The organism is Exiguobacterium sp. GL_137 (assembly GCF_057834585.1).
Window position 1 is genome coordinate 1,797,742 of the sequence record NZ_CM174406.1, and the last position, 16,051, is coordinate 1,813,792.

Sequence of the window (16,051 nt, forward strand, 5' to 3'; positions counted from 1 at the left end):
ATACGTTTATCCTTCTTCTAACTTCTTACAATTCTGACTATTTGTCAAGGCATTACGCGTGATTGAAGTAGACGGTTTTGATTTCTTCCAAAATCCGTTCGGAAATCGCCTTCGCCGCCCCTCGCTGATCTCTTAAATCCGTAATGTCAACCGGTTTTCCGATGGCAACGCGCATTCTTCGGAACGGACGGTAATCCCCGATGATTGCAATCGGTAAGATTTGGGCCGGTGAACGCAAAGCGAAGAATCCGACGCCGGGTTGGGCTGATGTAAACTCTCCTGGTGCCGATCGGGTCCCTTCCGGAAAAATTCCGACCGTTTCATCCGAATTTAACAATTCAATCGTCCGCTTCAGTGCTTGGCGATCACCTTGTCCGCGACCGACCGGATAGGTTCCGGCTGAAATCATGATTTGCTTGAGAACCGGGATATTGAACAATTCTTCTTTCGCCATGTAGCGTACGGAGCGGCTGGTCGGAATAGCACTGACTAAAAAGACCGGGTCCCAGTTGGAACTGTGGTTGGCACAGACTAAGAGTGATCCGTCAGACGGAATATTTTCCTTCCCCGTCACTTTTAAACGGAAGACCGTTTTAGCAATCATCAGGACGATGAATCGTGCTAATCGATAAACAAATTCGTTCTTTTTCATTTCAGGACACCTTCTGCAAGTTCAGTTAACCGGGCGACGACCTGATCAATGTTCAATTCTGTCGTGTCGAGGTAAATGGCATCTTCTGCTTGCTTAAGCGGCGAAACCTTCCGTTCGCTATCCCGCTGATCGCGCAGGGCGATTTCTTCCTGCAATGCTTCTAAGTCGCTGTCTATTCCACGGGCGACATTCTCACGGTGACGGCGGCTCGCTCGTTCTTCGACCGATGCCGTCAGAAAGACTTTCAGTTCGGCTTCAGGCAAGACGACCGTCCCGATGTCACGACCGTCCATGACGATCCCCCCATGTTCTGCCAGTTTGCGTTGGGCAATGACAAGCGCCGACCGGACTTCTGCTTGGCGGGCGACAAACGAAACGTTATTCGTCACTTCATTCGTTCGAATCGCTTCCGTCACTTCCCGTTCTCCGATGAAGACCCGTTGTCCGTGTTCTCCCGGTGTCAGACGAAGATCGAGTGATTTCATCAATTCTCCAAGGACCGGTCCATCTTCTAAATCAAGCCCCTGTTCTAACGCGGCAAGCGTGACGGCACGATACATGGCTCCTGTATCGATGTACACATAATCGAGATGTGCTGCTAATTGTTTGGCAATCGTACTTTTCCCGGCTCCTGCTGGTCCGTCTAAGGCAATTTGAATATTCTTCATGAGTGATTTCGTTCCTTCCATCATCACCAACGTAAGTGGTGTATAGTATCGACCGTTATCATAGCAAAAAAAAGCCCTTACGTGAATGGATTCGTTCCACGTCGTGAATTTTTCATTTGCGCTTGGTAACAGTGCCGTAAGACCAGTTCACGACTTCGGTCATTGATCCGAGTAAACTGAAAGGCTAATTCATAACGGGCTTCTCTCGGGTCAACACGGACGAGTTCTGCCAAAACATCGACTGTATGTGTCACACCGTCTCCCGTCGGCAGTAAAAAGGTTAATTCCAGCTCTTCCTTCACTTCAATTGGAATTTGATTAGCCAATACTAAAATTCCGCCTGCCGATAAATCGAGCGTCACAGAAGTGAACGGTTCAAAAGCCGTTTTATGTGGATGAACAGCTACATCCAATAATTGAGGCACGCGGACGAACTGTCGGCGCTGGACACGCTGAATCATGTCTTCTTTTGGTCGACGTAACGCATACCGTTGACCTCGTAACGGATCATTTTGACGTTCGACGACTTCCGTCTCAAATCCATACAGCTTTCCTTTTTCCTTAAAAAAGTAAAATCCGACTTGTTCTTGATCCGACAAGATAAAAGTTTTTAACGTCGAGACTTCACTTGGTGCCTCAATCCAAATCAGTCGGTTCGTCACGGCTGTCACTTTCGTTCGCCCTTGCCGGTCCTCTTGATTGGTCAACATGACTAAATCTCCAGTTTCTATCATCTTACTCTCTCCCAGCCCATTCTATTCAGTTACTTTTTCTATTGTGGCGTTGGTTCAAACGATTCGCACTTCGAATTTGATACAGACCGACCGTCCATAATCCAATCATAAATAAAATCGGCACAATAGATATACCACCATTTTCCAATATTAACAAATTAAAGATAGTGTGTACAATCATCGGAACAAAAATCGATAATCCGAGCCAACGATACGGATGATTCGAAAACTTAGCTTTTCCCATAAAAAATCCCATGATGACTGCAAATAAAGCATGTCCTGAGACCGGTAACAACGCACGGAAAATCATATGTTCAACCGTCCCATTGACCATTAAATATAAAATATTTTCCAGTGTCGCAAATCCTAAGGAACAAGCGACTGCATAAATGATACCGTCATAATAGTCATTAAACCGCTGATGGATATAGACGGTATAAAACACAACAAACCATTTTGCAAATTCTTCCGTCACGGCAGAACGAACCAATTGAATCGGTTCCAGTCCTCCAAACTCATTTTGAATGATGTATTCGATGAACATTAAAGGAAAAACAAGAAGTATCCCGAAAATAAAACTACGTAGGATATACCCTACGGGCTCTGATTCATGTTCGTGGCGCAGATAAAAATATGTCAACAATGCAATTCCTGGGGCAATTCCTGAGAAAACGATTGGTAACACGTCTCCTCCCCCTTCCTATTCTCTTAGAATAAAGGTTTCTGTCGAAAAAGAAAACAGCACCCATTGTTTCTCTGGAAAAAAAGGGTACAATGTTAATGAAAATGACGGGAAAGAAGGTGAAGGTTGCTCGTTTTACGACGACGACTACTTAATGAAAAAACTACTTTTGATTCATACCGGAGGCACCATCGCCATGGCGCAAAACCATTCCGGTCACGTTTTACCTAATGAAATCAATCCGCTGGATGCCTCATTGCCCAAAGCGACCGACATTGCTGACATTACAACACGTCACTTTTCCAATCTGCCGTCTCCGCATATCACACCAGAAATCATGTTACGACTTGCTCACTTCATCGGTAAGGAATTACAGGATGGCTCGTATGACGGCGTCGTCATCACACACGGCACGGATACGTTAGAGGAAACAGCATACTTTCTCCAGCTCACGATTGGAGCGCCTATCCCGATCGTTTTGACTGGTGCGATGCGTTCTTCCAATGAGGTCGGATCAGACGGTGAATTTAATTTGATTACCGCCTTACGGGTGGCCGTCAGTAAGGCTGCTCAAGACAAAGGGGTCCTCGTCGTCTTCAACGGGGAAATCCACTCTGCGTTTAACGTCACAAAAACTCATACCTCTTCAGTCGATACTTTTAAATCCGTCCATTTCGGAAATCTGGGTATGGTGACGAAAGATCATGTTTACTTATTTAACACACCGCTTCTCAAACCGACCCATATGGTGACACAATTGAGCAAACGCGTTGCCGTCCTCAAAGTCTATGCCGGGATGGAGCCTGATTTACTGCTTGCGGTCAGCGAACTCGGTTACGATGGCCTTGTGCTAGAAGTACTCGGTCAAGGAAACGTGCCGCCGAGCCTGGTAGATGCGATTCAGACACTGACACAACAAATGCCGATCGTTATCGTCAGTCGTTGTTTCAACGGGATCGTCCAGGATGTATACGGGTATACCGGGGGCGGACAACAATTAAAAGAACTCGGTGTGATTTTCTCAAATGGACTGAATTCTCAAAAAGCACGGTTGAAATTAATGATCGAACTTGAGATTAGTGCGACGCACCATGCTTTGGAAGAATCTTTCCGCGTCGAATAGAAGAACAGACAACAAAGGGAGGGGCTATGAACGCCTCTCCCTTTGTGTGCATATACATTATGATCGTGCAGTTTCTTGTTTCAGACGATACAGAAGACTGTCTGCAATCAATTCACCATGGAATCGTCCGTTTTCGATGAAGATTTTATTGGCATCATATCCAGCTGCAACAACACCAGCGATATAGATGCCGTCGATGTTCGACTCCATCGTCGCTTCATCAAATACAGGGATTCCTGTTTCTGAATCGATTTCAATTCCGGCATCGGCGAACAGTCCGATATCCGGTGTATAACCCGTCATCGCGAAGACAAAATCAGCTTTGACGGCCAACTGTTCGCCGTGAACAGAATATAACACTTCCGCATTCGTAATTTCTTCGATTGTTGCGTCAAACACCATCGTCACTTTTTCTGCCCGGACCAGGGATTCAAAATTCGGCAGGACCCATGGTTTAATCGACGGACTATACGATTCGCCGCGATACAACATGGTCACACGGGCACCTGCTTTTTCAAGTTCAATTGCTGCATCGACACTCGAATTCTTCCCGCCGATTACGACAACATCCTGGCCATAAAACGGATGACCTTCTTTGAAGTAATGGAAAACGTGTGGCAACTCTTCGCCCGGTATATTCATCTTATTCGGCAGTCCATAATAACCGGTCGCGAGAACAACCGATTTGGCTTCCCGTGTCACGACTTGCTGATTGCGAAGCGAAGTCACGTTAAACCCGCCGTTGATGCGCGCGACGTGTTGAACCGTTTCAAATGGTCGCACGGTAACTTCTTTTCGCCGTACTACTTCCCGGTAATAGACGAGTGCATCTTGTCGTTTCGGTTTCAATTCTTTATTAATAAAAGGCACACCGCCGATTTCCAGCTTTTCACTACTTGAAAAAAACGTCTGGTGTGTCGGGTACTGATAAATGGCTTCCACGATATTTCCTTTTTCAATGACTTCGACGGACAATCCCCGTTCCTGCATTTCAATTGCAGCTGATAACCCACAAGGTCCTGCGCCGATGACGATACAATCCAACATATCTCTTTCGCCTCTTCCGCTTGCTTTTTTTTCATCTTAGCAAATCTTTCCGGCCGAAGAAAGAAATAACCATACAAAAAAAGCTCACTTCACTTAGAAGTGAGCTTGACTTAGATTAAACCCAACCACGGAATCGTGACGCTTCCGCCATTTTCCGGACACCTACCATGTATGCCGCAAGTCGCATGTCGACATTTCTTGTCTGAGCCGTTTGATACACCTGATTAAAGGAATTTACGAGCACTTTTTCAAGTTTTTCATGCACTTCTTCTTCCGTCCAGTAGTATCCTTGATTATTTTGAACCCATTCAAAGTAAGAGACTGTTACGCCACCACTTGAAGCGAGAACGTCCGGAACAATCAAAATATCACGTTCCGCTAAAATCTTCGTCGCTTCGTTCGTCGTTGGACCGTTCGCCGCTTCGACCACGATACTCGCTTTAATGTCATGGGCGTTGTCTTCTGTGATTTGATTTTCAATGGCTGCCGGGACTAAAATATCACATTCCAGTTCCAACAACTCTTTATTCGAAATCGTATTTTTGAAAAGGGTCGTCACAGTACCAAATGAATCGCGACGATCGAGTAGATACGGAATATCAAGACCGTTCGGATCGTGTAATGCTCCGTATGCATCACTGATGGCGATGACTTTCGCACCGAGGTCATGCATGAACTTCGATAAGAAGCTTCCGGCGTTACCGAATCCCTGAACGACGACACGTGCCCCTTCAAGCGTGATTCCTTTTTTGGCAGCCGCTTCTCGAATCATGATGGCGACACCTTTTGCCGTTGCCGTCTCACGACCATGGGAACCTCCAAGCACTAATGGTTTCCCTGTAATGAAGCCTGGTGAGTTGAATTCATCGATTCGACTGTACTCATCCATCATCCACGCCATGATTTGTGAATTCGTGAAGACGTCCGGTGCCGGAATATCTTTCGTCGGACCAACGATTTGACTGATGGCACGAACATATCCGCGACTTAACCGTTCAATTTCACGGAAACTCATTTCACGTGGGTCACAGATGATTCCGCCCTTACCCCCGCCGTAAGGTAAATCGACGATTCCTGCCTTGAGACTCATCCAGACGGACAATGCCTTGACTTCGACTTCCGTTACGTTAGGATGGAAACGAATTCCACCTTTCGTCGGACCGACAGCATCATTATGCTGAGCACGGTAACCGGTAAAGATTTTGGTCGATCCGTCATCCATTCGAACCGGAATCCGGACTGTCAACATCCGAAGTGGTTCTTTCAACAGTTCATACATCTCGTCTGGGTAACCAAGTTTTTCAAGTGCTTCCTTGACGATTTCTTGTGTTGCTTCGAGTACATTCTTGCGATGATTTGCGTGTTGTTGGTCAGTGATCATTCCAACGTTCCTCCCCATAAGTGGCATCCCCTATGCCGTTTCCTTGTTCGGATAAAGTATACCTTTTTCCGAGCCGTAATGAAAGGGGTTGTCACCATATTTGTAAGCGCTTTCTACCATCTACTTCATTTTCACTTTTTTTTGCTTGCCGATTCACTTTGATGACGCGTAATCGCCAGTTCAATAAATGTTTCGACCAGTTCCGGATAGTCGATTCCGACAGCTCGCGCACCATCTGGGAACAGACTCGTAGAGGTCATCCCCGGTAACGTATTCGTTTCCAGAATAACCGGTGCCCCTTCATCGGGAACAAGGAAATCGGACCGCGAATAACCGGCGCATCCTAACACTTGATGGGCTAAAACGGCCCATTCCTGTAAGATTTGTGTCGTCTTGTCGTTAAACTGCGCCGGACAGATATGTTCCGATCCACCGATTGCATATTTTGACTCGTAGTCATAAAATTCATTTTTCGGAATGATCTCAATGACCGGCAAGGCTTTTTCTTGTCCTTTCGCCCCGAGAACCGGCACTGTAACTTCACGCCCTTTGATGAATTGTTCAATCAAAACAGCATCATCCGCCTGGAATGCCAGTTCGATGCCTTGACGCAGCATCTGTTCGTCCGTCGCAATCGTTAAACCATTCGAAGAGCCTTCTTGTGCCGGCTTGACGACACAAGGGAACTGCTTGTCCCATTGTTTGACTTTTTGTTCGATGTCGTCCCCTCGCTCGACCAATACATCCCGTGCAATTCGAATGCCTGCTTTTTCGAAATGTACCTTTGAGCGCGCCTTGTCCATCGCTAACGCTGACGCCAATACTCCTGAACCTGTATATGGAATGCCTGCCATCTCTAGTAGTGCTTGGACACGACCATCTTCACCAAACTTGCCGTGAAGGGCAATGACAGCGGCCTCGACTTGTAGATTTAAGATTTCCTCTGCACGCTCTGGATGAAAGTCGACGGCAACGACTTCATGCCCTTTACTTTCCAGCGCATTAATTACCGATTTCCCACTATTTAATGAAACTTCACGTTCACCAGAAATTCCGCCAAACAATACTGCCACTTTCATCTTGTTCACTCCTTCATCTTACGTTCAATGCTTATCATACCATCACTTTTTGTATGAAAAAACACAAAATGGTCGCAAGAATCGTCCAGACACATAAAAAGTCACTTCCCGAATGCATTCGGTGAAGTGACTTTTTAGCTACACCTTGACGATTCCCGATTAAAACGGGTCATCCGAATCAAGGTGTAAAGGTTGCGATTAGAGCTGGAACCGCTTGTTCCAACAGAATCGTTTTGCCGTATTCCGACATCACGAGCGGACTTTTCGGACTGGGTACTCCGTATTCCGACAGAATCGTTGTAATCGTCTGCTCAACATGTTGCTTCATTTGTTCTTGGAAGTATAAATAATAACGGTTTTCAAAGAAATACAGTGTGCCACCCGTTTCCGTTTGATCGATGTGACGCCCCAGACTATGACTCGCTTGAATGACATCCTCCAACTGATCCAGTTGATATAAGACATGATGCACGATATCGACCGTCATCCTGATTTCCACTTGATCAAATTCTTCAAACGTTTCTTCCGGCAAGGCGCCTTCCCGCCGAACATCGACCAACATCCCGTCATTCGGAAAAAATGTGACAAAAAAGTCGAGTGTCCCGACGGCATGAAATCCGTAATTCGATTCTGCTTCTTCTAGTAAATTACGTAATAATGCTTGTCCTTTTCCGACAGCCAACGTTTCTGGTCGAACGTCATGGGCAGACAGTTCTTGCTTTGACACGAAGACCCGTAAGTGACCTTGCTTAAATTGCTCAAACCTCATGTTAGACTCCTCCAGTTACTCGGCAGAGTACAAAAGCTCTCCGTTCAATATGACTCACACTATACACCAGTTGTCGGAGTGAGTCGACTTAACCAACTTTTCCAAGCGGTGTCATCTGATCCAAGCAACATATCCCCGTACTTTTCCGGATGTTGGTCAACGGCATAGCCACCCAAACCAATTTCCGTTTGCGGCGCATGCAGATGAATCTCGTCAATTGCTTCATCCAGGTCCTTTAAATGATCAGAAATCGTACAAGATAAAACAACTGCTCGAGGAGTCAGCTGTTTCGTTACCGCCACAAGATCGGGTACTGGAATACCCGCGCCAAGGAAAATGACATCGAATCCGCTCTGACGTAAATACAACGTAAAGAACAGCAATCCAAGTTCATGTTCTTCTTCCGGTGCACAAACGCACAGAATGCGTGGCAAAAATGGATTAATCGGCATTTGAAGGGATAACGTCGAGAGACGCGCCCGTAAGAACGCCGTCGCAAAATGTTCATGTGCAATCGTAATCGTTCCTTTTTCCCATCGCATCCCGATTTCATGTAACAACGGACCTACGATATCTTGAATGACCTTATCAAAGCTAAACATCGAAAAGGCTTTGTTCATGATGTCATGTGCGTGCCGTTCTTCGAAACTCGTCAGTGCTTCGAACAGTTGATCACGCAGTTCGATCCCGTAATCGGTTGGAACCTCCGTTCGGTTCACCGGCATTTCATATAGTTGAATGGCTTTCGAAACCGATAGCCCTTCTTTTTGTTTATCGACAATCCACCGCAGCTTGGCAACATCGTTATCGCTGTAAATACGATGTCCTGATTCGCTCCGATCTGGATCCAATACTTGATACCGCCGTTCCCAAGCACGAATGGTCGTCGGATTGAGTCCCACCAATGCAGCAACTGCTTTGATATTATATTTCCCACGATCCATGCACCGTGCCTCCTTTCTTCTTCCCTTTAGTATACCCGTAAAGGAAAAAAATCTCCGTTCACAATGTGCGCTTACATCATGAAACCGATGGAGACAAAGGCAATGATAATGGTAATCATCAAAACGGTGAGGGTAATCGCAAGTGGATTTTTAGCAAATGGTTGTTTTAACCGTTCATTTCGAACGTGCTCGATTCTCGAGGAACGTGGAGGTAATGATGTTCGTTGTTGTTCATCTTGCCGATTTTTTCGTTGATCGTGTTTACTCAATTTCATCACCTTTTCTAAAAAATAAGGAATACTATTAGTTTACACTGAAGGACGGGATGAAAAAAAGACTTCTTCTAGCCGACGTTTCCAGTCAAGTTGGTTCACATCGACCTGTATGACGGGTTCGTCCACCGTGAGTGTACCGCAATTGTCACAACACCGGTCTTGTACAACTGGCTTTTCGCCAAAATGCTCCAAGATGAAGGCCCGGCGACAAAACGTATTTTGAATATAATTTATCATTTGCATAAGTTCACGTAAACGTATTTTTTTCCGGTCCTCTTGCCATTCAATAATTTGTGATTTTGTTTTCCCTTCCATAAGTTGACTTTTTAACAATCGATAGGCGGGATCATCCGGTTCGAGATTAAGGCGTTGTTCAATCGATTCAAAAGACTCCCCTTGTCCGCGGGATTGAGTCACTTGATCAACCCAAAGTAACGACGCATATTGTTTATCCACTAAGAATTGTTGAAGTTGTTGATCACCTGGTGCATAGAGTAATACAGCAGTCGAGGGCTGACCGTCCCGTCCCGCTCGTCCGATTTCCTGCATGTAGGCTTCAATCGTAGCCGGCATCGTATAATGAATGACGGTCCGGACATTTCCTTTGTCAACACCCATACCAAATGCACTGGTACAGACCAGACAGTCAATTTCGTCGTGAAGGAACTGTTGTTGAATCAGTTGTCGATCTTCCGGTTCAAGACCGGCGTGGTAATAGGCCGCCTGAGGAACAAACGTCGCGATTCGCTCTGCTTCTTTCCGCGTCGTCGTATAAATGACGCATGGACGATTGGTAGTCTTCAATCGTCTTTTCAACACTGTATCTTTTTCGCTTTGTTCAGTTTGTTCGACAATGAGTTGAATTTCCGGTCGGTTGACGGAATGACGGATCCGGTTGGGTTGTATAAGTGCCAGCCCTTGAATGATGTCCTGTTCGACTTGATTCGTTGCCGTAGCCGTCAAAGCTAGGCAAGTCGGATTACCCAGCTGTTTTCGGATAGACCCCAGTTTTGCATATTCCGTTCTGAACTCGTGCCCCCACTGCGAGATACAGTGGGCTTCATCGACGACAAACAGATTGATTTTGATGTCCGCTAACCGTTGTTGGATTTGCGGGACAGCCAACTGCTCAGGGGACAGATATAAATAACGTAACTGATTCAGGTGGCGTAAAATGTGCTCTTTTTGATCACGGGACTCAAGCGACGTCAACTTGGCGACGGATCGTTCCCCCCGGCGTTTGATTTGCATGACCTGGTCTTCGATCAGCGACAGCAAGGGGGATACAATCAACGTCAGTCCGGGCGTTTGCAGATAAGATGGCAATTGGTAACAAATCGATTTACCTCCGCCTGTCGGCAGGATAGCGACTGTATCATGACCGTCAAGGACCGATTCGACGATTGGACGTTGCCCGTCACGAAATGCATCATATCGAAAGATTCGCTTTAATACTTCTTCCATCATGGACGAGCCACCTTTCTTGCCAGGACGATACGGATTTGAAAATAGTCCATTTCCTGCGTCAATTCGTGTTTAATCCGTTTCAGTGAGAACGTCTGTAACCGTTCAGAGAGTCGGACAACCTCTTCATATTGGGTAGCAGTCACAAATTGTTCGAGTGGAAAAACAGTAGCATACATTGCGATTTCGACGAGATGATCTTCCATCGTACTTTTTTTTAATCGTCGCCTCTCGGCAATTTGTTGAACGGTGTAACCTTGTTTCAGCAACTCCCAGGTCTTTTTCGCAGACTGCGTCATTTTAAAATGATCAATATCGTTTCCTAGGGACAGTATCAGGCCGTCTTCAGGTAATGCCCGTAAACATCTTCGCCAGGCCATCATAAATTCCAACTGTAGCGAAAGCAAGTCCGTTCCCAGCCGTTCACTCAATTGAGGAAACGATAATCCCGTTTTTTGCCCGGATAACCGGTAACTGATGAGAATTGCATCTCGTTCTGTCAATTGATGTAACGCCTTATTCAGTTCTTGATACACAGTCGTTATCCAAACCGACCGTTCGGGTACCTGACGGATTTGTTGTCTGACCCACTCTTTTATCCCACTGTCTTGTTGTACTGGAATAAAAAAAGTGTTTTGATTAAGACAGACAATCGATTGAATCAACAGACTGATCCGTTTCCACAAATGTATCGGATAACCGCGTAGCTCTCCACCTAAGTCATCCAGTAAAAAAGGCGGAGTGATTTGTGCTCTTCCGGCATCTGTAATCATCAAAGTTTGTTCCCGCTCGATCCAGCCGGCATGTTCCAGCTCCTGTAACAGCTGCTCAAACCGGTCTTTTTTTAATGGCACCATTCCGAAAATAGCTTCCAGTCCGTAAAAATGTGCGTCTTGTAAGGAAGTCGCTGAACGTTTTCCTTGAATCAGATGAAATAAGCTTCGATCTGTCCGTTCATTTTGCAAACGACTGATGGCTTCTAGTACGATTTGTCGTACGATTGTTTTTTCCATGTCAGTCCTCCTTTCCGTCCTGTTGCAAGTTGTTACTGGGATGCCTCGTTCATGTTCAGAATACATCCGACTCCCAATTCGTACATTTGTTCCTATTTTACATTTCCTATCTGATTTACGCTATGTTGAATCTACTAAAGAAACGGAAAAGGCGATTTCACCCCATCGATTGGTTTATTCACATACTTCTACCTCTTCTTCATTGAAATGCGCGCATGAGTCCGATACAATGACTTATAGATGAGAACAGTACTTGGTTTCCAATGTTTTCGAATCGAGAGGAGAATGACCGATGGCTAAATTTACAATTGTTGACAAAGACACATGTATCGCATGTGGCGCTTGCGGCGCAGCTGCCCCTGATATTTATGATTACGATGATGAGGGCTTGGCTTACGTCATTTTAGATGATAACAAGGGAACAGCTGAAATTCCAGAAGCGTTATTTGATGATATGATCGATGCATTCGAAGGATGCCCGACAGATTCTATCAAAGTAGCGGACGAATCATTTGAAGGCGACGCGCTTAAATACGAATAATGTTCGACTCACCGGTCTGCTCTTACAGGAGCAGATCTTTTTTTCGTAAAAAAAATCACTTTCCTACGGCGAGCGCAGAAAAGTGATTTAAGACAGGAAACGTTACCGTTTTCCTTTGATATACGGTACACCGACAGCTTTCGGTGCATCCGCCCGTCCAACGACACCGGCAAGTGCCAAAATCGTCAGCAAGTATGGTGCAATCAACAAGTAGACTTGTGGAATTTGATCCAAAAGCGGTAACTGTTGTCCAATGATCGAAATCGCTTGAGCGAATCCGAAGAATAAGGCTGCGCCCATCGCTCCGAGTGGATTCCATTTTCCGAAAATCATGGCTGCAATCGCAAGGAATCCTTGTCCAAGAATTGTTGTTACACTGAAGTTGAGTGAAATCGATGTCGCGTAAACAGCGCCGGCAAGACCACCAAAACCACCTGAAATCATGACACCGATGAAACGCATTTTCGTGACATTGATTCCCATCGTATCTGCCGCCATGGGATGTTCCCCGACCGAACGAAGACGGAGACCGAATGGTGTTTTGAAGATGACGTACCACGCAACGAATGCCAAAGCAATCGCAATGTACGACGTGTAATAGACGTTAGCAAAAAACATCTTGAGTACCGGGATATCCGATAAAAACGGAACGTTTTCTTTCGAAATCCGGTTCGGAATCGAATCCGTCTGTCCTTTTCCATAAAACGCACGAACAAGGAAAATCGCCAAACCGACAGCTAACATATTAATCGCTACTCCGAGAACCGTCTGATCGGCACGGAATAAAATGGCCGGAATTGCGAGGAACAACGAGAATATGGCTCCGACAACGATGGCAATCAGCATGGCAATCCAAGGACTGGCAGCGCCTAACCCCATCTTCGATAACGTTAAGGCCGAAACGATACCTGAGAATGCCCCCATGACCATCAATCCTTCAAGTGCGATGTTGACAACACCAGAACGCTCACTGAAGATTCCACCGAGTGCTGCAATGATCAACGGAGCCGAATAGGCAAGTGCGATCGGTACGATAATATACAGTACTTCTAAAAAGCCCATTATTTATCGGCTCCTTTCACTTTTTTATCTTCGGGTTTCTTGACCGTGAACTTCTCGATCAAAAGACGGATCGCATAACCCGATGCGACGAAGATGATGATAAATGCGATGATGATTTTAATTAATTCTGGCGGGATTCCGATTTGTTGCATCGAAAGACCACCGATGTTCAGACCCGCAAACAGTAAGGCGGCAAGTACAACCCCAATCGGATTGTTGGCACCTAGTAAGGCAACGGCAATCCCGTCGAATCCGACACCTGTGAATGAAGCATTCAGCGTCATGTTTTGGAATGTTCCTAACCCTTCCATCGCTCCGGCGAGTCCTGCAAATATACCCGAGATGACGAATGAAAGAACAATGTTCTTGTTGACACCCATACCGGCATATTCTGCTGCACTCTTATTGAAACCAACTGCCCGTAATTCATAACCGAGCGTCGTTTTCCAAAGGATGAACCAAAAGACGAGTGCTGCGAGAACAGCAATGAAAATCCCGTTATGCAGACGTGAGAAATCCGTCAATTCCTGCAGGAATGGTGAAGCAAGTGAAGCGGATTCCTTTACTGACTCCGTCCGTTCGTTTTCAATCCCGATGACGTGACGTAAAATATCATTCGTCACATAGAGGGCGATATAGTTCATCATGATCGACGTGATAACTTCGTGCACGTGGAATTTTGCTTTTAAGATACCCGGGACGGATGCCCAAAGCGCTCCAGCAAGTCCCGCACCAATCAAAGCGAGCGGCAAGTGAATCGCTGTCGGGAGGTCAAACTCAATCCCGATCCAGACGGCAACCATCCAGCCGACCAACACTTGTCCTTCCACTCCGATGTTAAAGAGTCCTGTCCGGAAAGCAAAGGCAACAGCAAGACCCGCAAAAATCAGCGGAGCAGCAGCTCGTAATGTTTCACCGATGCTGTAAGGCTCTCCGAATATTCCGTAAAACAATTGATCAAATCCATCAACCGGATTGTAACCGCCAGCCAGCATAACGATTGCACCGACGACCATTCCTAAAATGATGGACAGAATCGGAATCAATATTCCGTAAAAACGTTCTAGTTTCATGAACGACCGACCTCCTCTTTCTTACCGCCGGCCATCAAGAAGCCAAGTTCGATTTCGTTTGTTTCTTTCGGATCAAGGAAAGCAACGGTACGTCCTTCATAAAGAACCGCAATCCGGTCCGACACTTGTAGAATTTCTTCCAATTCAAATGAAATCAATAGAACAGCACGGCCTTTTTCTCGTTCGAGAACCAATTGTTCATGGATGAATTCAATGGCTCCGACATCTAGTCCACGTGTTGGTTGTGCCGCAATCAGTAAGTCAGGGGAACGATCTACTTCACGGGCGATAATCGCCTTTTGTTGGTTTCCGCCTGACAGGGCGCGCGCAAATGTTTCCGGACTTGGAGTTCGGACGTCGAACTTCTCGATTAAGGTTTTTGCTTTTTCCATGACCTGACCGTAGTTCATGATGCCTGCTTTTGAATACGGTTTTTGATAATACGTTTGTAACACCATATTGTGCCCGATCGAGTAGTCGAGGACCAAACCGTGTTTATGACGGTCTTGCGGAATATGTCCGACACCGGATTCCGTCACTTTTCGCGGTTTTAAGTTCTTGATGGATTTGTTATTGAGGAAAATCTCACCGCTGTCTGCTTTACGCAAACCGGTAATAGCTTCAATCAACTCCGTTTGTCCATTCCCATCGATTCCAGCGATTCCGACGATTTCACCGGCCCGGATATCGAGGTTCAATCCGTCTACTGCCTTGATACCGCGACTGTCTTTGACAACTAAATCTTTGATGTCCAGTACAAGTTCTTGTGGAGTTGCCTTGGAATACTCCGCATTGAAGTTTACTTCCCGCCCTACCATCATCTCAGCCAGTCTTGATTGGGTCATTGTTTCATCGATATCAACTGTTCCGATATACTTACCACGACGAATTGTCGTACAGCGATCGGCGACTTCCATGATTTCCTTCAATTTGTGGGTAATCAAGATAATCGATTTCCCTTCAGCAATCAATCGATTCATGATTTGAATCAATTCTTTGATTTCTTGTGGGGTTAAAACAGCAGATGGCTCATCGAAGATTAGAATATCTGCGCCACGGTACAGTGTTTTTAAAATTTCAACACGCTGTTGCATCCCTACCGAAATATCTTCGATTTTTGCATCTGGATCAACGGCAAGACCGTATTGTTCCGAAATTTGGCGGACTTTTTCACGTGCCGCTGCTCGGTCGATTTTCAGACCGGCTTTCGGTTCTGCACCCAAGATGATGTTTTCTGTTACTGTGAAATTTTGAACGAGCATGAAATGTTGGTGTACCATCCCGATCCCCAGATCATTCGCAACGTTCGGACTCGTAATATTGACTTTCTCACCACGTACACGAATCTCTCCAGCCTCAGGCTGATACAAACCAAATAAGACGTTCATCAGCGTCGATTTTCCGGCACCGTTTTCACCAAGTAAAGCGTGAATCTCACCTTTCCGAAGCTGGAGCGTGATGTTATCATTTGCGACGAAACTGCCAAACTCTTTTCGTATGTTTAGCATTTCAATGACGTATTCCAAGAAAATCCACTCCCATGT

The 16,051-nt window shown here is 45.8% G+C and carries 17 protein-coding genes; 2 read left to right on the top strand and 15 right to left on the bottom strand.

What is annotated here, in order from left to right; genetic code table 11:
* Positions 1-52 precede the first annotated feature (52 nt).
* From AC3IRK_RS09580 to prsW, 4 genes are all read right to left on the bottom strand, one after another.
* Positions 53-652 carry a lysophospholipid acyltransferase family protein gene (locus AC3IRK_RS09580; RefSeq protein ID WP_114595552.1) on the bottom strand — a complete coding sequence of 200 codons (600 nt, stop codon included), beginning with the start codon at positions 650-652 and terminating at the stop codon, positions 53-55.
* Positions 649-1,320 carry a (d)CMP kinase gene (gene cmk / locus AC3IRK_RS09585; RefSeq protein WP_131502544.1) on the bottom strand — a complete coding sequence of 224 codons (672 nt, stop codon included), beginning with the start codon at positions 1,318-1,320 and terminating at the stop codon, positions 649-651. Before cmk ends, AC3IRK_RS09580 begins: the two co-directional genes overlap by 4 nt.
* Positions 1,321-1,397: 77 nt before the next feature.
* Positions 1,398-2,054, bottom strand: a complete 657-nt coding sequence (locus AC3IRK_RS09590) for a flagellar brake protein (RefSeq protein WP_131972533.1) — start codon at positions 2,052-2,054, stop codon at positions 1,398-1,400.
* Between the two features lie 25 nt (positions 2,055-2,079).
* On the bottom strand, positions 2,080-2,739 hold the full coding sequence (prsW, locus tag AC3IRK_RS09595; protein ID WP_114595549.1) for a glutamic-type intramembrane protease PrsW: 660 nt from the start codon (positions 2,737-2,739) through the stop codon (positions 2,080-2,082).
* Between the two features lie 151 nt (positions 2,740-2,890).
* Between prsW and AC3IRK_RS09600 the strand changes: the two genes are divergently transcribed.
* Positions 2,891-3,859 (top strand): asparaginase, encoded by a 969-nt coding sequence (locus AC3IRK_RS09600; protein ID WP_188004488.1) that lies wholly within the window; start codon positions 2,891-2,893, stop codon positions 3,857-3,859.
* A 57-nt stretch (positions 3,860-3,916) separates the two neighbouring features.
* On the opposite strand, the gene AC3IRK_RS09605 is transcribed toward AC3IRK_RS09600, so the two are convergent.
* The 8 genes from AC3IRK_RS09605 to AC3IRK_RS09640 form a co-directional block, all read right to left on the bottom strand.
* A complete protein-coding gene (locus tag AC3IRK_RS09605) occupies positions 3,917-4,906 on the bottom strand; it encodes a YpdA family putative bacillithiol disulfide reductase (RefSeq protein WP_131502547.1) in 990 nt (329 codons plus the stop codon).
* Positions 4,907-5,021: 115 nt separating this feature from the next.
* On the bottom strand, positions 5,022-6,287 hold the full coding sequence (locus tag AC3IRK_RS09610) for a Glu/Leu/Phe/Val family dehydrogenase (RefSeq protein ID WP_012370683.1): 1,266 nt from the start codon (positions 6,285-6,287) through the stop codon (positions 5,022-5,024).
* A gap of 131 nt (positions 6,288-6,418) precedes the next feature.
* The gene (locus AC3IRK_RS09615) at positions 6,419-7,366 is read right to left on the bottom strand and encodes a D-alanine--D-alanine ligase (RefSeq protein ID WP_131502548.1); all 948 of its coding nucleotides are present in this window, start codon (positions 7,364-7,366) and stop codon (positions 6,419-6,421) included.
* 178 nt (positions 7,367-7,544) lie between these two features.
* A complete protein-coding gene (locus AC3IRK_RS09620; protein WP_131502549.1) occupies positions 7,545-8,135 on the bottom strand; it encodes an adaptor protein MecA in 591 nt (196 codons plus the stop codon).
* A 59-nt stretch (positions 8,136-8,194) separates the two neighbouring features.
* Positions 8,195-9,079, bottom strand: a complete 885-nt coding sequence (locus AC3IRK_RS09625) for a MerR family transcriptional regulator (RefSeq protein WP_131502550.1) — start codon at positions 9,077-9,079, stop codon at positions 8,195-8,197.
* Between the two features lie 71 nt (positions 9,080-9,150).
* Positions 9,151-9,348 (bottom strand): hypothetical protein, encoded by a 198-nt coding sequence (locus tag AC3IRK_RS09630; RefSeq protein ID WP_233494518.1) that lies wholly within the window; start codon positions 9,346-9,348, stop codon positions 9,151-9,153.
* A gap of 39 nt (positions 9,349-9,387) precedes the next feature.
* On the bottom strand, positions 9,388-10,821 hold the full coding sequence (locus AC3IRK_RS09635) for a RecQ family ATP-dependent DNA helicase (RefSeq protein ID WP_188004492.1): 1,434 nt from the start codon (positions 10,819-10,821) through the stop codon (positions 9,388-9,390).
* Entirely contained in the window at positions 10,818-11,831 is a 1,014-nt protein-coding gene (locus AC3IRK_RS09640) for a YpbB family protein (protein WP_489169912.1), read from the bottom strand. The genes AC3IRK_RS09635 and AC3IRK_RS09640 overlap by 4 nt, the downstream gene beginning before the upstream one ends.
* Positions 11,832-12,123: 292 nt before the next feature.
* Here AC3IRK_RS09640 and AC3IRK_RS09645 point away from each other — a divergent pair, with 292 nt between their 5' ends.
* Positions 12,124-12,372, top strand: a complete 249-nt coding sequence (locus AC3IRK_RS09645) for a ferredoxin (RefSeq protein ID WP_012370689.1) — start codon at positions 12,124-12,126, stop codon at positions 12,370-12,372.
* Between the two features lie 102 nt (positions 12,373-12,474).
* Here the strand turns inward: AC3IRK_RS09645 and AC3IRK_RS09650 are convergent, their stop codons facing one another.
* Genes AC3IRK_RS09650 through AC3IRK_RS09660 form a run of 3 tightly spaced genes read right to left on the bottom strand, consistent with a single transcriptional unit; the run spans position 12,475 to position 16,033 of the window.
* A complete protein-coding gene (locus AC3IRK_RS09650) occupies positions 12,475-13,434 on the bottom strand; it encodes an ABC transporter permease (RefSeq protein WP_131502553.1) in 960 nt (319 codons plus the stop codon).
* The gene (locus tag AC3IRK_RS09655) at positions 13,434-14,507 is read right to left on the bottom strand and encodes an ABC transporter permease (protein WP_131502554.1); all 1,074 of its coding nucleotides are present in this window, start codon (positions 14,505-14,507) and stop codon (positions 13,434-13,436) included. The genes AC3IRK_RS09650 and AC3IRK_RS09655 overlap by 1 nt, the downstream gene beginning before the upstream one ends.
* Complete coding sequence (locus AC3IRK_RS09660) at positions 14,504-16,033, bottom strand: ABC transporter ATP-binding protein (RefSeq protein ID WP_114595537.1); 1,530 nt, start codon at positions 16,031-16,033, stop codon at positions 14,504-14,506. Before AC3IRK_RS09660 ends, AC3IRK_RS09655 begins: the two co-directional genes overlap by 4 nt.
* Positions 16,034-16,051: the final 18 nt, after the last annotated feature.